The sequence below is a fragment of the Bradyrhizobium sp. CB82 genome, from assembly GCF_029714405.1.
Taxonomy (GTDB): Bacteria; Pseudomonadota; Alphaproteobacteria; order Rhizobiales; family Xanthobacteraceae; genus Bradyrhizobium.
On the sequence record NZ_CP121650.1, the window covers coordinates 1,007,337 to 1,025,739 of the forward strand.

The 18,403-nt window shown below is 63.8% G+C and carries 18 protein-coding genes and 1 pseudogene; 12 read left to right on the forward strand and 7 right to left on the reverse strand.

Annotated elements, in window-relative coordinates; translation table 11 throughout:
• Positions 1 to 141: 141 nt before the first annotated feature.
• Both QA640_RS04750 and QA640_RS04755 read left to right on the forward strand, forming a co-directional pair.
• Positions 142 to 243: pseudogene (locus tag QA640_RS04750) on the forward strand (transposase); the annotation flags it as partial.
• Between the two features lie 1,093 nt (positions 244 to 1,336).
• Positions 1,337 to 1,729, forward strand: a complete 393-nt coding sequence (locus tag QA640_RS04755) for a hypothetical protein (RefSeq protein ID WP_283039596.1) — start codon at positions 1,337 to 1,339, stop codon at positions 1,727 to 1,729.
• Positions 1,730 to 1,751: 22 nt separating this feature from the next.
• Here QA640_RS04755 and QA640_RS04760 read toward each other — a convergent pair whose 3' ends face one another.
• The 3 genes from QA640_RS04760 to QA640_RS04770 all read right to left on the reverse strand — a co-directional run bounded on the left by QA640_RS04760 (position 1,752) and on the right by QA640_RS04770 (position 3,895).
• The gene (locus QA640_RS04760) at positions 1,752 to 2,204 is read right to left on the reverse strand and encodes a hypothetical protein (protein WP_283039597.1); all 453 of its coding nucleotides are present in this window, start codon (positions 2,202 to 2,204) and stop codon (positions 1,752 to 1,754) included.
• A gap of 129 nt (positions 2,205 to 2,333) precedes the next feature.
• Positions 2,334 to 2,705 carry a DUF883 family protein gene (locus QA640_RS04765; protein WP_283039598.1) on the reverse strand — a complete coding sequence of 124 codons (372 nt, stop codon included), beginning with the start codon at positions 2,703 to 2,705 and terminating at the stop codon, positions 2,334 to 2,336.
• Between the two features lie 77 nt (positions 2,706 to 2,782).
• The gene (locus QA640_RS04770; protein ID WP_283039599.1) at positions 2,783 to 3,895 is read right to left on the reverse strand and encodes an AI-2E family transporter; all 1,113 of its coding nucleotides are present in this window, start codon (positions 3,893 to 3,895) and stop codon (positions 2,783 to 2,785) included.
• A 212-nt stretch (positions 3,896 to 4,107) separates the two neighbouring features.
• Here QA640_RS04770 and QA640_RS04775 point away from each other — a divergent pair, with 212 nt between their 5' ends.
• The 3 genes from QA640_RS04775 to QA640_RS04785 all read left to right on the forward strand — a co-directional run bounded on the left by QA640_RS04775 (position 4,108) and on the right by QA640_RS04785 (position 5,925).
• On the forward strand, positions 4,108 to 4,911 hold the full coding sequence (locus tag QA640_RS04775; RefSeq protein WP_283039600.1) for a L,D-transpeptidase: 804 nt from the start codon (positions 4,108 to 4,110) through the stop codon (positions 4,909 to 4,911).
• Between the two features lies 1 nt (position 4,912).
• Positions 4,913 to 5,560, forward strand: coding sequence for a DUF2865 domain-containing protein (locus QA640_RS04780; RefSeq protein WP_283039601.1), 648 nt, complete (start codon positions 4,913 to 4,915; stop codon positions 5,558 to 5,560).
• Positions 5,561 to 5,769: 209 nt separating this feature from the next.
• Complete coding sequence (locus QA640_RS04785) at positions 5,770 to 5,925, forward strand: Thivi_2564 family membrane protein (protein ID WP_008546817.1); 156 nt, start codon at positions 5,770 to 5,772, stop codon at positions 5,923 to 5,925.
• A 60-nt stretch (positions 5,926 to 5,985) separates the two neighbouring features.
• On the opposite strand, the gene QA640_RS04790 is transcribed toward QA640_RS04785, so the two are convergent.
• The 4 genes from QA640_RS04790 to cysD all read right to left on the reverse strand — a co-directional run bounded on the left by QA640_RS04790 (position 5,986) and on the right by cysD (position 11,523).
• Positions 5,986 to 6,186 carry a CsbD family protein gene (locus tag QA640_RS04790; protein WP_283039602.1) on the reverse strand — a complete coding sequence of 67 codons (201 nt, stop codon included), beginning with the start codon at positions 6,184 to 6,186 and terminating at the stop codon, positions 5,986 to 5,988.
• Positions 6,187 to 6,280: 94 nt separating this feature from the next.
• Entirely contained in the window at positions 6,281 to 8,446 is a 2,166-nt protein-coding gene (locus tag QA640_RS04795; protein ID WP_283039603.1) for a malate synthase G, read from the reverse strand.
• Between the two features lie 322 nt (positions 8,447 to 8,768).
• Complete coding sequence (gene cysC, locus QA640_RS04800; protein WP_283039604.1) at positions 8,769 to 10,706, reverse strand: adenylyl-sulfate kinase; 1,938 nt, start codon at positions 10,704 to 10,706, stop codon at positions 8,769 to 8,771.
• Positions 10,707 to 10,728: 22 nt separating this feature from the next.
• Positions 10,729 to 11,523 carry a sulfate adenylyltransferase subunit CysD gene (gene cysD / locus QA640_RS04805; protein ID WP_283043121.1) on the reverse strand — a complete coding sequence of 265 codons (795 nt, stop codon included), beginning with the start codon at positions 11,521 to 11,523 and terminating at the stop codon, positions 10,729 to 10,731.
• Positions 11,524 to 11,767: 244 nt separating this feature from the next.
• Between cysD and cysG the strand changes: the two genes are divergently transcribed.
• The 7 genes from cysG (at position 11,768) to cysT (ending at position 18,395) form a co-directional block, all read left to right on the forward strand.
• A complete protein-coding gene (gene cysG, locus QA640_RS04810; RefSeq protein WP_283039605.1) occupies positions 11,768 to 13,195 on the forward strand; it encodes a siroheme synthase CysG in 1,428 nt (475 codons plus the stop codon).
• Positions 13,192 to 13,509 (forward strand): DUF2849 domain-containing protein, encoded by a 318-nt coding sequence (locus tag QA640_RS04815; protein ID WP_283039606.1) that lies wholly within the window; start codon positions 13,192 to 13,194, stop codon positions 13,507 to 13,509. Before cysG ends, QA640_RS04815 begins: the two co-directional genes overlap by 4 nt.
• Before the next feature lie 10 nt (positions 13,510 to 13,519).
• A complete protein-coding gene (locus tag QA640_RS04820; protein ID WP_283039607.1) occupies positions 13,520 to 15,175 on the forward strand; it encodes a nitrite/sulfite reductase in 1,656 nt (551 codons plus the stop codon).
• Positions 15,162 to 15,677: a DUF934 domain-containing protein gene (locus QA640_RS04825; protein ID WP_283039608.1), complete on the forward strand. Its 516-nt coding sequence runs from the start codon at positions 15,162 to 15,164 to the stop codon at positions 15,675 to 15,677. The genes QA640_RS04820 and QA640_RS04825 overlap by 14 nt, the downstream gene beginning before the upstream one ends.
• On the forward strand, positions 15,674 to 16,405 hold the full coding sequence (locus QA640_RS04830; protein WP_283039609.1) for a phosphoadenylyl-sulfate reductase: 732 nt from the start codon (positions 15,674 to 15,676) through the stop codon (positions 16,403 to 16,405). Before QA640_RS04825 ends, QA640_RS04830 begins: the two co-directional genes overlap by 4 nt.
• Before the next feature lie 124 nt (positions 16,406 to 16,529).
• Positions 16,530 to 17,519 (forward strand): sulfate ABC transporter substrate-binding protein, encoded by a 990-nt coding sequence (locus tag QA640_RS04835; RefSeq protein ID WP_283039610.1) that lies wholly within the window; start codon positions 16,530 to 16,532, stop codon positions 17,517 to 17,519.
• Between the two features lie 90 nt (positions 17,520 to 17,609).
• Positions 17,610 to 18,395, forward strand: a complete 786-nt coding sequence (gene cysT / locus QA640_RS04840) for a sulfate ABC transporter permease subunit CysT (RefSeq protein ID WP_283043122.1) — start codon at positions 17,610 to 17,612, stop codon at positions 18,393 to 18,395.
• The last annotated feature ends 8 nt before the right edge of the window (positions 18,396 to 18,403 follow it).

The window sequence follows — 18,403 nt, forward strand, 5'->3', positions numbered from 1 at the left end:
TGGCGTTTGTGATGGGTGAGGTTCGCGATCTCTTTGAAGGGATCGGCTTGTCTCTATGCTTACCATAAGCTTAAGTCAAACGTGGCGACGAGCGGCTGGAAGTTCACGGGGACGGGACGAGGTCGTTGGTTTTCCAAGGATGACAAGGCCCTGATTGTCGAGGAGACGCTGGCACCAGGCGCGGTCGTTTCCGACGTTGCCCGACGACACGGGCGAACACCCCAACAAGCGTTCACCTGGCGGCTGGCGCGCTTGCTGCCGGCTGACGAACCGCAATTTGTACCCGCGGTGGTGGCCACACCTACGGCTAGGTCCGGAGCGCAAGGCGCAACCCAGATGCTCCGCATCAAGTTCAATACTAAGATGGAGAAACAGAGGCTGCTCCCGAAGGAGCCCACCACATTCGTACAGCACTGAACCAAAATCAACGACGAGCGGCAGACCGTAGCCAAGCAGCAGGCGATCTTAGCTGTTGTCTGACTGTGCGTTTTGCTTGATGGCGGTCGTGCCACCTTCTGGTTCGGGCGCCTATGACAAGATTCATTGCTTATTTCCGCGTGTCTACAGAACGCCAGGGTAAATCTGGACTCGTTTTGGCTGCTCAGCGCCGCAAAATCACTGACTCCGTAGCTGCGCCGGAGCGCTCATCGCTGAATTCTGTGACCTTCAATCTGGGCGAGACGATTCCCGCATTGAGTTGCAGCGGGCAATGCAGCTGGCTAAGCGCTAGAACGCCAAGCTCGTTATCGCACGGCTCGATCGCTTCTACTAGTCGACGCCGAAGGCGCGCGCTCGGCGATGCACGCGCTGTGCAACCACGGCGATTTCGCTCGGGCCTGGCGGCGGGATCCGTTCGCGGACGGGACCTCGCGACGAACCGACGTCGGTTCAAGGGTTGGGATCACAAGCTCCGAGGACGACAGCTCTCATTGCGTTCCTTCCATCTGCCGTGATCCGATGGGATTCCCGGCTTCACTGTACCGCGAGCGTACCCCCGCAGTTCACCATCAGGACTTCCGGCCGGTTCGCCCAAATATGCAATGGTGGGGCGGATGGTAGGGCGGCTTCCCAAGCGGAGCAGATTTTCGCAGACAAAAGTAAGGCGCGACTGGCATCACCACAGTCGCGCCCTACGTCGCCGGTTTATGGGGCAGGGGGGAATAACCGGCTGCCGAGATGACTCGTGGGCGCGAAAGTCGTTCCAGCATGGCGAAAATTTTTTTGAACCGCCGCTGCGTATTTCTTTACACACGCTTAAGTGATCGTCGCTGCGCAGAACCTCAGATATTCCGGCAGCGTTGTTCCATGGATCGCCATGGGGCGAGGGACAACAACCATGTCACAGATCAGCAGAGCGTTTTTGGGCGCAGTCGCCATCTCGTTGACACTCGGTGCCGTACAGCTGGCGTCGGGTCACGATCTCGCCGATCGCTGGCAGGCCGTCGTTGATAAGCCGAGCCACAACATCAATCGCATTGACAAGGCGGACCGCATCGCCGCTCCTCGGCCCGCAGCCGTTGCGACGCGTACCGTGTCGATGCGTCTCAACGATCTCGTCGATACGTCAGTGTTGCTGCGTGTTCCCGCGACGATCGAGACCGGCAATGCCAAGCCGCCCGTCTTGCTGCTGCAAAGGCAGGGGCGCAAGCCCGCGGTCGCCTGCGAGCCTGTCGTCAGTTCGCTGACCGAAATCGCAAAGCTGCTGCAGCCCGGCCGCTGCGTGACCTGATTGGTTTGAATTCGATTGTCTTCTATTCGGCCGCTTCGGGCGAGACGTCCTCTTCGGGTGTTCCGGCTCGGCTTGCCATAATCCCGAGTGCCACGCCTCCGATCGCAAGGATGGGAAGCAGCCGCTTGACGCCAATGGCGCGGACGACCTGCAAGCCGGTCGCGATCAGCATGGGATCGGCAAGCATGCTTTGCGTTGCGGATCGTGCGGCTCTTTCCGCCGCCAGCCGCTTCTCGGTCTTTCGCTTGTAGGCGAGATAGCTTCCCGCCGCAGCGAGCGTGAGCAGGAAGAACACGCCGGCGCCGGCGAGGCATGCCTGCACCGGACCATAGTTTTGCAGCACCAGGATGAAGACTGCGGCGCAGAGAAATGCCGTGGTGATGAAGAGCGCAAGCGCTGCGGCTGCCGCCAGCGACGTCAGGCGCACGGTCGTCCCGGTCGAGGCGCTGATGCCGTCGATTATCCGCTGAAACATCGCCCTCGCTCCTCAATCCCCCCGGCCGGCGTCCAAAGAGCGATGAGATCAGGATGCATCGTCATCGCGCTTCAGGTCGTTGTTTGCGCATCATCCGGACATCCGCTTCACACTTTTCCGGATCATGCTTCAGCGGCGCCAGGCAATGCCGATCAGGAAGCCGATGCCGAGCGCCAGGCCCACGGTCGCGAGCGGACGCTGCGTGATGGCATCCTCGAGCGTTTCCTCGAGCGAGGCCGCTGCGTCCTGCGCCGCATCGATCATCGCGCTGCCGCGATCGGAGGCGTCATCCATCGCCGAATCCATCTGTTGGCGCGCCTGCCTGTAGCCGCGCCGGGCTTGCTTGCCCGCGGAGTTGGCAAAGGTGTTGAGGGCATCGGTGATCTGCTCGGTGAGGGCGGCGATATCGCTTTTCACGGCTAGGACATCCTTTTCGAGGCGCTCTCGGGTAGCCTTGTCGGTCCAGTCTCTCGTCCCGGTTTCGCCATTGGTCGCTGACATCGAAAGCTCCGGATCTTTGTCGGTGAGACAGCCAAAAAACGTCCCGCCGGGACGGAAGTTCCACCCCCGGAAACAGCTCAGTCGGCAGGCAGTTGAGGCGCATCGGCGGGAGCCAGATGCTCCTTCAGGATCAGCGCGACGATCAGAAGCGGCGACGACAGGAATGCGCCCATCGGGCCCCACAGCCAGGTCCAAAAGGCGAGCGCGAGAAAGACCGCCAGGGCATTCAGTGCCAGCCGCCGGCCGATGATGGTGGGCGTGACGAAATGTCCCTCCAGGAAAGTTAGGCCGCCAAAGGCGAGCGCCGCCATCAATCCGCTGCCGATGGTCGGAAAGGCGATGAGGCCGACCACGACCAGCACGACGAACATCGCGATTGGTCCGATGATCGGGATGAAGTTCAGCGTCGCCGCCAGCGCACCGAGCCCGGCCGGATTGGGCATGCCAGTCAGCGCACAGACGATGCCGGTGGTGATGCCGACGCCGATATTAATGACCGTCACCGTCAAGAGATAGTTGCCGAGATGGACCTCGATCTCGTTGAGGATCCGCAGCGTGCGCAGCCGCGCGTCGCGATCGCTGAAGGTCATAATCAGGGCGCGTCTCAAGTCGCGCCAGCTCGCGATGAACAGGATCAGGGTCGCGAAGAACAGCAGGAATTCGGTGAAGGTCGGCGACAGGAATTCCAGGGTCGGCTGCACCCATTCGAATTTCGGCATCTGGAGGGTGGGCAGGCCTCCCGAACCGCCGACCATGGCCTGCAGTTCCTGCCACAGCGCAAGCGGCCGGTCGAACAAATGCAGCTTGTCCTTGAGCAGCGCGCCGAGTTCGGGCAGGCGCGTGCTCCATTCCATGACCGGCGAAGCGATCAGGGCGACGACAAAGGTGACCATCGCCGTGACCGTGACCACGATTAGCACGGCAGCCAGCGCGCGGGGCACCCGTTGCCGTTCCAGAGATGTTGCCGCTGGCGACAGCATGGTGCCCGTGACGAAGGCCATCACCACGGGAAGGAAGAACGGCTTGCCGACATAGAGCACGGCCACGACCGCGATCAGGAGCAGGCCTGCGAGTGCGAAGGCGACGAACTCCGTGCGCCGGATCACCGGCGGCAGGTCGCTCTTGCTGTCGGGAAGCGGCGCGCCTTCGCTGTCGTTGGCAATCAGACGTTCGCTGGGAAGGACGCGCACCACCATTCTCCCGCACGAAGGCTCACGCTCCGCACGCCCAAGATTGTCCGAAAACGTGTCGCGGACCCGAAGGTTCCGTCGCGGACTCGTGAAGACGCCTTGCCTTGACTGTGATCCGCCGGCGCCGCGTGCGCGCGGAACTTGAGTCGTCGCAAACGCGTTTGTTCGGGCAACGCATCACCATGATGCACTTCTCGTCAACGGGGCAGCACATGACACAGTTATCTGCATCCCACCGCCGGCTTTCGCCGCGCGCGGTCGCCGCATTTGCCTTTGCGACAGCATTGCTGACGGTGCCACTCGGCGCCGCGAGCGCGCAGTCGCTTCTGTTCGCGCCGATGCAGCCGCAGGCCTTTCCGCGAGATTATGCGCAAGGCTACGTGACCGAGCAGCCGCAGGCCTCGGACGATCCGGTAGCCGCGGATGATTCAGTCCTGCCCGAGCGGCTGCGCCGGCAGATCGTCAGCTTCGACGGCGGCCAGCCGGCCGGGACGATCGTGATCGATACGGGCCATACCGTGCTCTACTACGTGCTCGGCCAGGGCCGCGCGATCCGCTATGGCGTCGGTGTCGGGCGCGACGGCTTCACCTGGTCGGGCGTGCAGTCGATCAGCCGCAAGGCGGAATGGCCGGACTGGCATCCGCCGACGGAGATGATCGCGCGCCAGCCCTATCTGCCGCGTTTCGTCGCCGGCGGCCCCGGCAATCCGCTCGGCGCGCGTGCGATGTATCTGGGCGCGAGCGAATATCGCATCCACGGCACCAATGATCCCACCACGATCGGAAAATTCGTCTCCTCCGGCTGCATCCGCATGACCAACGAGGACGTCGTCGATCTCTTCAACCGGGTCAACATCGGCACCAGGGTCGTGGTGCTCCCGAAGAACGCGCCGTTGCTGGCGCGAGGCGGCGATGGCCTGCATAAGCCCGCGCGCGGTGTCACGACGACGCCGACATCGGGACGCCAGGCGCTCAATCTTTCGCCCGTCTCCCTGAACAGTTCGGCGCCGAGGTAACATGATCAGGCGTTCGACAGTCAAGGTGACAGGCGGAGCGGCGGTCTTGCTGTTTGCTTCGCTCAGCCTGGCGCTGACGTCGTCGGCGCGCGCGGAGGATTTCCTCTCGGCGCTGTTCGGCGCGTTCGGTGCCCGGCCGCCGCCACAGATCAGGATGCCGTTCCCCACCGACGACATGCCGCGCTACGAGGCGCCGCGCGGGCGTTTCTATGGCGGCGGGCAGGCCTGGTGCGTGCGCACCTGCGACGGACGCCACTTTCCGGCGCAAGGCACCGATGGTGAGAGCAAGGCGCAGAGCTGCAACAGCTTCTGCCCGGCGGCCGAAACCACGCTGGTCTATGGCAGCGACATCGACGACGCGGTCACGGAGACCGGTCAGGACTATTCCGAACTGCCGAACGCCTACCGCTACCGCAACGAGCTCGTCGCGGGCTGCACCTGCAATGGCAAGGACCCCGTCGGTCTCGCAACGGTCAAGGTCACGGACGATCCGACCTTGCGCAAAGGTGACATCGTCGCGAGCCCCCGCGGATTGGTGGTTGCAAATCGCAACGCCAACGACCGGCATGGCGTCGCCATGAACTTCTCGCCGCTGCCGGAGTCCATGCGGGCAAAATTCCGCCACCTGCCGGTCGTGGCGCGGGAGTAAGCGCTGGTATCGGCTTGTCCTCTTGGTCTCGTTCCCTCGAAGTGCCGGGCAATCACAGATGAACGACAGAGCCTGGTGCTCAAGCCGCCACAGCATCCCCGTGCCCCTGGAAATGCGCATTCATGAGGGGTTGTAATGGGTTGCCTGAATGGAACCGAGGCGAGGGGCGCGGCGTTGGAAGTCTGGTAGCAAACAGGGGGGCCCTTCCGATGCTCGTCGGCGTACTCGTCACCTTTCTCGTCGTCATCCTCGTTCTTTATCTCATCAACATGCTGCCGATGGACGGCCGCGCCAAGCAGATCGCGCGTGTCATCGTCATCATCATCGGCATCGTCTCGCTGCTGAAATATCTGGCGGTGTTCTAGTGGGCTACGGGCCAAACAAAAGCCCCGGCGTGGGCCGGGGCCGTTCGTCTTGCGCAGAATTCAGTGCAACGACTTGAGCCAATCGTCGACGTCCTTCCGAATCTGGTCCTTGGCGAGGCCGTAGCGCTGCTGTAGCCGGCCTTCGAGCTGTTCGCGACGACCCTCGATCACGTTGAGGTCGTCGTCAGTGAGCTTGCCCCATTTCTCCTTGGCGGAGCCCTTGAACTGCTTCCAATTTCCCTCGACGCGATTCCAGTCCATGGCCATCTCCCGTTGGTTGATGGCCGACAACGCGAGCGGCGCGCAGCCGTTCCGCTGCGCGCCGCGACGTTTCGCCCGATCGGCCGGCCGCCTCTCAGCCCAGCGCCTTCGCCTCGCGGCGGCGCGCGGTGAGGATGTACTCGGTGTAGCCGTTCGGCTGCGCGCGGCCCTTGAAGACGAGGTCGCAGGCGGCCTTGAAGGCGACGCCATCGAACGAAGGTGCCATCGGCTTGTAGAGCGCATCGCCTGCGTTCTGCTTGTCGACGACCACGGCCATGCGCTTGAGCGACTCCATCACCTGGGCCTCGGTGATGACACCCTGGTGCAGCCAGTTGGCGAGGTGCTGGCTCGAGATGCGCAAGGTTGCGCGGTCTTCCATCAACCCGACGTCGTGAATGTCGGGCACCTTGGAGCAGCCGACGCCCTGGTCGATCCAGCGCACCACGTAACCGAGAATGCCCTGGCAGTTGTTGTCGATCTCCTGCTTGACGTCATCAGGCGCCCAGTTCGACTTCGACACGGGAATGGTCAGGATGTCGGACAGCTTTGCGCGCGGGCCGCCCTTGGTGAGCTCCTGCTGGCGTGCGATGACGTTGACCTGGTGGTAGTGCAGCGCGTGCAGCGTCGCCGCGGTCGGCGACGGCACCCACGCGGTGGTGGCGCCGGCCTGAGGATGCGCGAGCTTTTGTTGCAACATGTCCGCCATCTTGTCGGGCGCCGCCCACATGCCCTTGCCGATCTGGGCGTGGCCGGGCAGCCCGTCGATCAGGCCCATGTCGACGTTCCAGTCCTCATAGGCCTTGATCCAGGCTTGCGCCTTCATCTCGTTCTTGCGGATCATGGGACCTGCTTCCATCGAGGTGTGGATCTCGTCGCCGGTGCGGTCGAGGAAGCCGGTGTTGATGAAGACGATGCGCTTGGAGGCCTGCTGAATGCAGGCTTTGAGGTTGACGGTGGTGCGCCGCTCCTCGTCCATGATGCCGACCTTGAGCGTGTTCTCCGGCAGCGACAGCATCTGCTCGACGCGGCCGAAGATCTCGCAAGTCAGCGCGACCTCGTCGGGGCCGTGCATCTTCGGCTTGACGATGTAGACCGAGCCGGTGCGGCTGTTCTTGCTCTTGGAAAGGCCCTTGAGGTCGTGGATCGCAAGCAGGCCGGTGACCGCCGCATCGAGCAGGCCTTCCGGAATCTCCTCGCCCGTCTCGTCGAGCACGGCGTCGGTGAACATGTGGTGACCGCAATTGCGGATCAGCAGCAGGCTGCGGCCGTGCAGCTTCACTTCGCCCTTGCTGTCCGGCGTCTTGTAGCTGCGGTCGGTGTTGAGCGCGCGGGTCATCGTCTTGCCGCCCTTCTCGAAATCCGCCGACAACGTGCCGTTCATCAGCCCGAGCGTATTGCGGTAGACCAGCACCTTGTCCTCGGCGTCAACCGCGGCGACGGAGTCCTCCATGTCGAGAATGGTGGAGACGGCGGCCTCCATGATGATGTCGGCGACGCCGGCCGGATCGTCCTTGCCGATCGTGTTTCCGCGATCGATCTTCACCTCGACGTGCAGGCCGTTGTTGACCAGCAGCACCGCAGACGGCGCCGACGCATCGCCCTGGAAGCCCGCGAACTGCGCGGCGTTCTTCAGCGCGGTGGCGTTGCCGCTCTTCAGCTTCACCGCGAGCTGGCCAGCGACCACGCTATAGGCGGTGACGTCGGTGTGGCTGCCGGTCGCGAGCGGCACGGCGGCATCGAGGAAGGCTTTTGCTTTCGCAATGACCTTGTCGCCGCGCGCCTTGCTGTAGCCCTTGGCGGTGTCGGCCGCGTCATGCGGGATCGCGTCGGTGCCATAGAACGCGTCATAGAGCGAGCCCCAGCGTGCATTGGCCGCGTTCAGCGCGTAGCGCGCATTGGTGAGGGGCACGACGAGCTGCGGCCCGCAGATCTTGCCGATCTCCTCGTCGACATCAGCGGTCTCGACCTTCTGCGTCGCAGGCTCGGGCAGCAGATAGCCGATCTCCTTCAGAAAGGCGGTATAGGCATTGATGTCGAACGGCTTGCCTTTATTCGCGCGATGCCAGTCGTCGATCTTGGCCTGAAGTGTGTCGCGAACCGCAAGCAGTGCGCGGTTCTTCGGACCCAGCTCCTTCACGATCGCGGCAAGCCCGGCCCAGAACGTATCAGGCGCGATCCCGGTCTTCGGGGCCGCTTCCTTCGCGATGAAGTCGAAGAGAACAGGGGCGATCTTCAAACCATGGGCGTCGTGGCGTTTCATGAGGGGCTTTCTTGTTGGAAATGGCGTTTTTTGGCTGGTTTCGGATCCGAAAGCAGCAAAATGCATCCGCCAAGGGCGGGTTTCGGGCCCCTATTAGCCTCAAAACCGGGGCCGTGAGAAGGCCCTAGAGCCGTCGTTATCCAGGCGCGCCTCTAGCCTTTTTGTCGAAGGATTGGGGGCAGCCGCATTCCCACCGCTGTCATTCCCCGCGAAAGGGGGGAATCCAGGGCGCCGCGGCCTATCAGTATCCCATCACGATCTCTGGAATGCCGGATGGCCCGGTCAAGCCGGGCGACGACGGTTGGAGAGATACGTTACGGTCTCAAATATTCGCAGCGAGGTCGACGGCCTCGTCGAACAGCACACCGCTTGCCTTCAGCATCTGTTCGATTGCGTCCGTCGCATCCGCGACCGAACGCGTCGAGGTGTCGATCGTCAGCTCGGCGCCCTGCGGCGGCTGGTAGTCGTTGCCGATTCCGGTGAAGGATTGAAGCGCACCGGAGCGGGCCTTGGCGTAGTGGCCCTTGGGGTCGCGGCTCTCGCAGACTTCGGCGGGCGTTGCGACGTAGATCTCGCGGAACGTCGTGTCGGCGATGCGGCGTGCCGTGGCGCGGTCCTCGCGCGCGGGCGAGACGGCAGCGACGATCGCGATGTGACCGTTGCGCGCCAGATGCGTCGCGACCTCGGCGAGGCGGCGGATGTTCTCGCTTCGATCAGCGGCGGAGAAACCGAGATCGCTGTTCAGCCCCGCACGCAGCGTGTCGCCGTCGAGCAGGATCGGCGAGCCGCCAATGGTGAAGAGCCGCCGCTCCAGCGCCTTCGCCAGCGTCGACTTGCCGGAGGCGGGAAGGCCGGTGAGCCAGACCACGGCACCGTTGTGCTGGTAGCGCGCGGAGCGCTCGTCGGGCCGGAGTGCGGACTCCACCGGCACGATGTCGACGGGCACGGCGCGCTGACCGGCATCGACCGACAGCACGAGGCCGCCGCCGGCGATGCGCCCGGAGATCTCGATCACGAGGCGTCCAGTGCGCGGGTTCTCGGTATAAGGATCGGTGGCAATCGGATTCGAAAGAGAAACGTCGATCTCGCCGACATGGTTGCGGCCGATCGCCTTGTTCTCGCTGCTTTCAAGCTCGCCCGGGTCGACCGCCTTCTCGATGGCAACGACCGTAGCGCGGCTTTCCTTCGGCCCGCAGCGCACCAGGAGCTGATCGCCCTTGGCGAGCGGCTTGTCGTGCAGCCAGAAGATGCGCGCGCGCAGCCGCCGCGTCTCGCGCGGAGCAGTGCCCGCATGCGCGATGATGTCGCCGCGCTCGACGAACAATTCGCGGTCGAGCGTGATGCCGACCGAGCGGCCCGCACCCTGCCGGCTCGCGACCGGCGTCACCGGCCAGCTCTCGACCGTCTTGATCTTGGCGATCTTGCCGGCGGGCATGATCACGATCTCTTCGCCGGCTTTGAGGCTGCCGGATTCGATGCGGCCCGCCACGATGCGGCGGTCGTCAAACTTGTAGATCGCCTGCACCGGCAGGCGCAGCGCGAGCGCCTCCAGCGGCCGCGCCGGCTCGAGCCGGTCGAGCGCCTCGACCACGGTCGGGCCCTTGTACCAGCCGATGCGGTCGGTTCGCTCGGCGACGCCGTCGCCGTCGCGTGCCGAAATCGGGATCACCGCCGTCGGCGTGACGCCCAGGCTCTTCAGATGCGCCGAAATCTCGTCGCTGATCTCCTTGAAGCGATCGGCGCTGAAATCGACGCGGTCCATCTTGTTGACGACGATCGCGACCTGCTTCACGCCGAGCAGATGCAGGAGATAGCCGTGTCGGCGGGTCTGGTCGCGCACACCTTCAAGCGCGTCGATGATCAACACCGCGCCGTCGGCTTGCGAAGCGCCGGTGATCATGTTGCGCAAGAATTCCGCGTGGCCGGGCGCGTCGATCAAAACGATGTCGCGCGAATTGGTGCGGAAGCGGATCTGCGTGGTGTCGATGGTGATGCCCTGGTCGCGCTCGGTCTGGAGCGCGTCAAGCAGGAACGACCATTCAAAGGGCATGCCGCGCCGTGCGCTGACCGCCTTGAGCATCTCGAGCTTTCCCTCGGGCAGGCTGCCGGTCTCATGCAGGAGGCGGCCGACCAGCGTCGACTTGCCGTGGTCGACATGGCCGACGATGACGATGCGGACCTGGGGTCGTGTCGTGCCATTTGGCATCGACGTGGTGCCGTTCAGAGTTGCCCGCGTAGCAGAGGTGACGATCATGTTCATAGCCGCGTTGCGTCCTTGGAAATCAGAGATAGCCGGCGACGCGCAGACGCTCGAACGCGTCCTCGGTCTCGTGGTCGAGTGCGCGGCCGGCACGCTCCGGCACCTTGGTCCGCTCGAGCTCAATCAGGATCTCGTCGATGGTCGACGCAGTCGAATTCACCGGGTTGGTGATGTCCTGGTCGCCCAGCGAGCGATAGCGCTTGCCGTTCTGCGACAGATAAAGCGGGATGATCGGGATGTTCTCGCGCTTGGTGTAGGCCCAGATGTCGGCCTCCGTCCAATGCAGGATCGGGTGGATGCGCAAATGCGCGCCCTGCGGCGGCGAGGCGTTGAAGTGATCCCAAAACTCCGGCGGCTGGTCGCGCACGTCCCAGTTGCCTTCGAGCCCGCGCGGCGAGAATACGCGCTCCTTGGCGCGGGTCGCCTCCTCGTCACGGCGAATGCCGGCGATCAGGCCGTCGAAGCCAAATTTGGCGAGCGCCATCTTCAGGCCTTCGGTCTTGCGTGCGGCCGAGCGTGCCGCCGGCGGCAGCGTCGGATCAACGGCATCAATGGGCGGGCAGGGTTCAACGCGCAGGTCGAGCTCCCATTCCTTTCCATAGTGATCGCGGAAGCGATACATCTCCGGAAATTTCTTGCCGGTATCGACATGCAGGGCGGGGAACGGCATCCGGCCGAAGAAGGCTTTGCGCGCCAGCCAGATCATGACGTTGGAGTCTTTGCCGAGCGACCACAGCAGGGCAATTTTTTTCAACCGCGCGAAGGCCTCGCGGAAGATGTAGATGCTCTGCGCTTCCAACTGGTCGAGATGATCCATGCTGGGGGCGAGACCAGCAGAAAATTCTTGCGCGCCCATGTGCCCGATGAGGCCCGGGCTGCTCACTCCGACAGCTGCGGAATCGTCCTTGAGAAGATGCATCTCTGCCACTTTGCGTTTGGAGCCGAAAATTCTATAGTTGCGATGCGAAAGAGAAGAAAAAATTTTCTCTTTGCGCGCTCGAAACGAGACATATATAGAAAATAATTCCAGTCAACCCCGTAATTGGGGAAGCGAGTACCGTATGCGCTTCTTGCCGGTGTTCCTCGACATCAAGACCGGTCCGGTGGTTCTCATCGGCGCGGGCGAGCTGCTGCGCGCCAAATTGCGCGTGCTCGCCGCCGCCGGTGCGCGCATCCGCGTGCATGCGACGGACGGCAATCACGACCTCAGCGGGCTCAGCGCTGACGATGCGGGGCGCATCACCTTCGTCGACGGTGATCCGCTGGCCGCGGATCTGACCGGTGTCATCGCCATAGTATGCGCAGGCGCAGGTGATCTTGGTGTGGCGATGTCGGCGCGCGCGCGATCGCTCGGGCTGCCCGTCAACGTCATGGACGATCTCGAGCATTCGAGCTTCATCTTCCCGGCGATCGTCGACCGCGGCGACGTCGTGGTTGCCGTCGGTACCGGCGGCGCCTCGCCGGTCGTGGCGCGGCGCGTGCGCGAGAAGATCGAGGCGCTGCTGCCGGCGAGGATCGGCGATCTTGCCGAATTCATCGGCGGCTTCCGCAAATCCATTCATGCTGCGATTTCCGAGTTTCCGCTGCGTCGCCGCTTCTGGGAACGCGTGATCGACGGTCCGATCGGCGCGCTGGTGCTCGCCGGCCGAAGGGCCGAAGCGGAAGCCGCGCTCAAGGCTATCGATGATCCCTCCGCGTTCGCGCTGGCCGACAAGCCCGCAGGGCAGGTTGCGCTGGTCGGTGCTGGCCCCGGCGATCCCGATCTCCTCACCATCAAGGCGCTGCGTGCGCTCCAGGACGCCGACGTCGTCTTCTATGACGAGCTGGTGTCGCCCGAAATTCTCGACCGTATCCGTCGCGATACGGCGCGTATTCCGGTGGGCCGCCGCGTCGGCAGGCCCGGCATCGGCCAGGACGCCATTAACAGCCTGATGATCGAAGCCGCGCAGTCCGGCCAGCGTGTGGTGCGTCTGAAGGGCGGCGATCCCTTCGTGTTCGGCCGCGGCGGTGAGGAAGTCGAAGCGTTGCGCGCGGCCGGCATCGCCTATTCGATCGTGCCCGGCATCACCGCCGGCCTCGGCGCCGCCGCGGATTTCGAGGTACCGCTCACCTATCGTCACGAGGCGCTGCGCATTACCTTCCTCACCGCGCACAAGGCGCGCGATGCCGAGACCGTCGACTGGTCGACGCTGACCGACACCAGGATGACTGTCGTCGTCTATATGGGCATGACCGCCGCGCCCGCGGTGCGCGAGGGGGTTCTCGCCGCCGGCCGCTCGCCGGAGACGCCGGTCGGCGTGTTCGCCCGTGTCACGCGCCCCGATGCGCAAGGCGCGATCGGCACGCTCGCCGAGCTGCCCGAGCTCGTCAAACGTCTCGACGGCGGTCCCGCTATTCTGATCATCGGCGATGTGGTGCGGCATGCCGGCTCATTTCGCCATCAATCCACCAGGCAAATCATCTCTGAGCTATTGGAAGCTGCCCAATGACCTCTCCGCTTGAACAAAAGAAAATCAAGATCGCCGGCCCCTCGATCGTGACCGCCAACCGCACCTGGGATGGCATCGTGGTCTATCGTACCGCGGCCAAGGGCTGGTCCGCGGACTTGTCGGAGGCCGCGATCGTGCGCAACTCCGATGAGGCCAAGGCGTTGCTTGCAGAGTCGGTGGCCGATGACGTCGGCGCTGTCGGCGCCTATATCGCGCCCGTGCATGTCGGCGAGGATGGCAGGATCCTCCCCGGAAACCTGCGCGAGCAGATCCGGCGCACCGGCGTGACCATCGGATCGCAGGCCCAGGTTTAAGGCACGCTCGATGTACGCTTACGACGAAATCGACCGCACGCTGGTCAACGAGCGGGTCTCCGAATTTCGCGACCAGGTGAAGCGCCGCCTCTCGGGTGAGCTCACCGAGGACGAGTTCAAGATCCTGCGCCTGCAGAACGGCGTCTATCTTCAGCTCCACGCCTACATGTTCCGCGTCGCGATTCCTTACGGAACGCTGTCCGCGGGGCAGTTGCGCCGGCTTGCGCATATCGCGCGCCGCTATGACCGCGGCTATGGCCACTTCACCACGCGGCAGAACATCCAGTTCAACTGGATCAAGCTCGCCGAGCTGCCGGATGCGCTCGCCGATCTCGCCGAAGTCGGTATCCATGCGATGCAGACCTCCGGCAACAACATGCGCAACGTCACCTCCGACCAGTGGGCCGGCGTCGCCCCCGGTGAGATCGAGGATCCGCGCATCTGGTCGGAGCTGCTCCGCCAGCACACCACGCTGCATCCCGAGTTCTCGTTCCTGCCGCGCAAATTCAAGATCGCGATCACCGCGTCCGACCACGACCGCGCCGCGATCAAGATCCACGACATCGGCCTGCGCCTCGTCAAGAACGAGAAGGGCGAGACCGGATTCGAGGTGCTGGTCGGCGGCGGGCTCGGCCGCACGCCGTTCATCGCCAAGACAATCAAGCATTTCGTCCATGGCCGCGACATCCTGAGTTATGTCGAGGCGATCCTGCGCGTCTACAACCAGTACGGCCGGCGCGACAACATCTACAAGGCGCGCATCAAGATCCTCGTGCACGAGCTCGGCATCGAGAAGTTCTCGCGCGAGGTCGAGGATGAGTGGCAGCACATCCGCAACTCCGCGCTCCAGATCGACGACAGCGTGATCGAGGACATCCGCTCGCGCTTCACCTATCCGGCTTACGAGAAGCTGCCGCATATGCCCGACGAGCTTCGTCAGGCCGCGGCCGATCCGGAGTTCGAGGCGTGGCGCAAGAACTCGGTATTCCCGCACAAGATCCAGGGCTACTCGATCGTCACGATCTCGCTGAAGCCCACGGGCGGGCCTCCGGGCGATGCCACGGCCGCGCAGATGGACGCCCTCGCCGATCTTGCCGAGAAATATTCGTTCGGCGAGATCCGCGTCGGGCATGAGCAGAACCTGGCGCTGCCGCATGTCGCCAAGCGCGATCTGCCGGCTCTGTGGAAGGCGCTCGACAAGCTCGGGCTCGCGACGCCCAACGTCAACCTGATCACCGACATCATCGCCTGCCCGGGCCTCGACTATTGCTCGCTGGCGAACGCGCGTTCGATTCCGATCGCGCAGGAGCTGACGCGGCGGTTCGCCAATCACGAGCTCGCCAATCTGATCGGCCGGCTGCACATCAACATCTCCGGCTGCATCAATGCCTGCGGCCATCATCATGTCGGTCATATCGGTATTCTCGGCGTCGAGAAGAACGGCGAGGAGGTTTACCAGATCACCATCGGCGGCCGCGCCGACGAAAGTGCGGCGCTCGGGTCCCTGATCGGGCCCGGCGTCAAATTCGACGAGGTCGCCGACGTCGTCGAGGACATCGTCGAGGCTTATCTGGCGCTGCGCGAGCGGCCGGAAGAACTCTTTATCGATACGGTGAAGCGCCTCGGCGTCGAACCATTCAAGGAGCGGGTTTATGCCACTCGTTAAGGGCGGAAAGATCGTCGAGGATAGTTTCGTCAAGCTCGACGTCGATGCGCCGCTGCCCGCAGCCGGCGATATCCTGGTGCCTGGCGATCGCTTTCTGAAGGATGCGGACGCCCTGCTCGGGCGTCCCGGCAAGGTCGGCGTGATCTGGCCGAACAATCGCGACATCGACGCGCTGGTGCCGTATCTCGGCAAGCTTGCCGCGGTCGCGCTAGTGTTCCCGACCTTCCGTGACGGCCGCGCCTACAGCCAGTCGCGGCTGCTGCGCGAACGCTACGACTATCGGGGCGAGCTGCGCGCGACGGGCCAGGTGCTGCGCGACCAGTTCGTGTTCATGCTGCGCGCGGGCTTCGACAGCTTCGAGGTCAAGAAGCAGGCCGATGCGGAAGCCTTTACGCAGACCGTGAAGCGCTATTCGGTGTTCTACCAGCCGACCGGCGACGGCCGTGTCACGGCGCTGCATCGGCGCATGCAACTGCGCCATTCGGAAGGTGTCGGCACATGAACGCGATTGCGCGCGAGGGTTCATTGTCAGCCGCGCAGGCGCTGCCGTCCGCCGACGCGCTCGATCGCGCATTGCGCGATGCCTCGCCCGGCGAGGTCGTTGCTGCGGCGTTGAAGGTTGTGGGGCGCGAAAAATTGGCGGTTGTGTCGTCATTCGGCACTGAGTCGGCCGCGCTGCTCAAGGTGGTGGCCGACGTCGATCCGGCGATCCCGGTGATCTTCCTCGATACCGGCTGGCTGTTCGAGGAGACGCTCGCCTACCGCGATACGCTGATCGCGACGCTCGGCTTGACGGACGTCCGCTCGATCAAGCCGCTGGAAGAGACGCTGACGCGCGAGGATCCCGATCGCGATCTGTGGTTCTCCGACCCCGATGCATGTTGCCGCATCCGCAAGGTAGAGCCTCTGGCTCGCGCGCTAAAACCGTTCGCGGCCTGGATCAATGGCCGCAAGCGCTTCCAGGGCGGCGCGCGCGCCGCCATTCCGGTGGCGGAAGAGGACGGCGCGCGGCTGAAATTCAATCCGTTCGCGAACGTCTCGCGCGAAGACATCGAGGCGATCTACGCGCGCGCCAAATTGCCGCAGCATCCGCTTGTCGCGTCGGGTTTCCTGTCGGTTGGATGTATGCCCTGCACCAGCAGGACCGCCGAAGGCGAGGACGCGCGGTCCGGCCGGTGGCGAGGTCGCGCCAAGACAGAATGCGGCATTCACACGATGAAGATTTCGTAGCACAGCTGCGCTACGTCGCCGCAAACAAGAAAATCCGGTTCCGTTGACTTGAGAGCGTTTCGACCCGAGTTATGCCCGCATGCCATCGGCGACACCGACGTCGTCGAGGTGAATGGAGATGGACATGATCCGCCGTATCGTTCCGCTCGTGGCAGGCCTCCTCTGGGCAAGCTCGGCTCTCGCCGCTGATATCAACCTCTTGAACGTATCGTACGATCCGACGCGCGAGCTCTATGTCGAATTCAACAAGGCGTTTGCGAACGCCTATCAGAAAGAGACCGGCAAGAGCGTCGAGATCAAGCAGTCGCATGGCGGCAGCGGATCGCAGGCGCGCGCGGTGATCGACGGATTGCAGGCCGACGTTGTGACGCTCGCGCTTGCCTATGATATCGACGCGATTGCGGCAAAGGGTCTCACCGCGGCCGACTGGCAAAAGCGTCTGCCGCAGAATTCATCGCCCTACACCTCGACCATCGTGTTCCTGGTGCGCAAGGGCAATCCCAAGGGCATCAAGGACTGGGACGATCTGGTCAAGCCGGGCGTCGCCGTCATCACGCCAAACCCGAAGACCTCGGGCGGCGCGCGCTGGAACTATCTGGCAGCGTGGGGCTATGCGCAGAAGAAGTTCGGCTCGGTCGACAAGACCAAGCAATTCATCGCGAATCTCTATCAAAACGTGCCTGTCCTCGACACCGGCGCCCGCGGCTCGACCGTGACCTTCGTCGAGCGCGGCGTCGGTGACGTGCTGCTCGCCTGGGAGAACGAGGCGTTTCTCGCGCAGAAGGAGTTCGGCGCCGACAAGTTCGAGATCGTGGCGCCACCGCTCTCGATCCTCGCCGAGCCGCCTGTCACGATCGTCGACAAGGTTGCCGACAAGAAGGGCACGCGCAGCGTGGCCGATGCCTACCTGCAATATTGGTATACAAAGGAAGGTCAGGAAATCGCTGCACGCAATTTCTATCGTCCGCGCGATCCGGATGTGGCGAAGAAATACGAGAATGCCTTCGCGAAGGTCGAGCTGTTCACGATCGACGACGTTTTCGGCGGCTGGACCAAGGCGCAGAAAGAACATTTTGCCGACGGCGGCGTCTTCGATCTGATCTACAAGAACTGATCGGGCGCGCTGTCGCGGGATGCTTTTGCAGGGGGCCTGGTGAGCGCAATCGCAACACGACGACGAACATTGCCGGGCTTCGGTCTCACGATGGGGCTGACGCTGTCCTGGCTGTCCATCATTATCCTGGTTCCGCTCGCAGGCCTCTTTCTGCGCACGCTCGAGCTCAGCCCCGAGCAGTTCTGGGCCATTCTCTCCAGCCGCCGGACGTTGAACGCGCTGCGCGTGTCCTTCGGGCTCGCTTTCGCGGCGGCCTGCGTCAATCTGGTGATGGGCAGCATCATTGTCTGGGCGCTGGTGCGCTACCGCTTCCCCGGTCGGCGGCTGTTCGACGCCATCGTCGACGTGCCCTTTGCGTTGCCGACCGCAGTCGCCGGCGTTGCGCTGACCTCGCTGTTTGCCGAGAAGGGCTGGCTGGGTGCGCCGCTTGCAACCCTCGGCATCAAGGTGGCGTTCACGCCGCTCGGCATCTTCATCGCCATGATCTTCATCGGCATTCCCTTCGTGGTGCGTACCGTCCAGCCAGTGCTTCAGGACCTCGATCCTGAAATCGAGGAGGCCGCGGGTAGCTTGGGAGCCAGCCGCTGCCAGACCATCATCCGCGTGATCCTGCCCTCTCTGGGGCCCGCATTGCTGACGGGCCTGGCGCTCGCCTTCGCGCGCGCCGTCGGCGAATACGGCTCGGTGATTTTCATCGCCGGCAACCTGCCCAACGTCTCGGAGATCGCGCCGCTCCTGATCGTGATCCGGCTCTCCGAGTTCCGCTATGCCGATGCGACCGCGATCGCGGTCGTGATGCTCGTCGTATCCTTCGTCATCATCTTCGCCGTCAACCGGCTGCAGCGTTGGGCGCAGAACCGGATTCCGGTGCATTGAGGCCCGAA

What these genes read in the sequence shown, in the direction of transcription:
- QA640_RS04755 (WP_283039596.1), top strand. Translation starts at nt 1,337, where the DNA reads ATGTCACAGATCAGCAGAGCGTTTTTGGGCGCAGTCGCCATCTCGTTG.
- QA640_RS04760 (WP_283039597.1), bottom strand. Translation starts at nt 2,204, where the DNA reads ATGTTTCAGCGGATAATCGACGGCATCAGCGCCTCGACCGGGACGACC.
- QA640_RS04765 (WP_283039598.1), bottom strand. Translation starts at nt 2,705, where the DNA reads ATGTCAGCGACCAATGGCGAAACCGGGACGAGAGACTGGACCGACAAG.
- QA640_RS04775 (WP_283039600.1), top strand. Translation starts at nt 4,108, where the DNA reads ATGACACAGTTATCTGCATCCCACCGCCGGCTTTCGCCGCGCGCGGTC.
- QA640_RS04780 (WP_283039601.1), top strand. Translation starts at nt 4,913, where the DNA reads ATGATCAGGCGTTCGACAGTCAAGGTGACAGGCGGAGCGGCGGTCTTG.
- QA640_RS04785 (WP_008546817.1), top strand. Translation starts at nt 5,770, where the DNA reads ATGCTCGTCGGCGTACTCGTCACCTTTCTCGTCGTCATCCTCGTTCTT.
- QA640_RS04790 (WP_283039602.1), bottom strand. Translation starts at nt 6,186, where the DNA reads ATGGACTGGAATCGCGTCGAGGGAAATTGGAAGCAGTTCAAGGGCTCC.
- QA640_RS04795 (WP_283039603.1), bottom strand. Translation starts at nt 8,446, where the DNA reads ATGAAACGCCACGACGCCCATGGTTTGAAGATCGCCCCTGTTCTCTTC.
- cysC (WP_283039604.1), bottom strand. Translation starts at nt 10,706, where the DNA reads ATGAACATGATCGTCACCTCTGCTACGCGGGCAACTCTGAACGGCACC.
- cysD (WP_283043121.1), bottom strand. Translation starts at nt 11,523, where the DNA reads ATGGATCATCTCGACCAGTTGGAAGCGCAGAGCATCTACATCTTCCGC.
- cysG (WP_283039605.1), top strand. Translation starts at nt 11,768, where the DNA reads ATGCGCTTCTTGCCGGTGTTCCTCGACATCAAGACCGGTCCGGTGGTT.
- QA640_RS04815 (WP_283039606.1), top strand. Translation starts at nt 13,192, where the DNA reads ATGACCTCTCCGCTTGAACAAAAGAAAATCAAGATCGCCGGCCCCTCG.
- QA640_RS04820 (WP_283039607.1), top strand. Translation starts at nt 13,520, where the DNA reads ATGTACGCTTACGACGAAATCGACCGCACGCTGGTCAACGAGCGGGTC.
- QA640_RS04825 (WP_283039608.1), top strand. Translation starts at nt 15,162, where the DNA reads ATGCCACTCGTTAAGGGCGGAAAGATCGTCGAGGATAGTTTCGTCAAG.
- QA640_RS04830 (WP_283039609.1), top strand. Translation starts at nt 15,674, where the DNA reads ATGAACGCGATTGCGCGCGAGGGTTCATTGTCAGCCGCGCAGGCGCTG.
- QA640_RS04835 (WP_283039610.1), top strand. Translation starts at nt 16,530, where the DNA reads ATGATCCGCCGTATCGTTCCGCTCGTGGCAGGCCTCCTCTGGGCAAGC.
- cysT (WP_283043122.1), top strand. Translation starts at nt 17,610, where the DNA reads ATGGGGCTGACGCTGTCCTGGCTGTCCATCATTATCCTGGTTCCGCTC.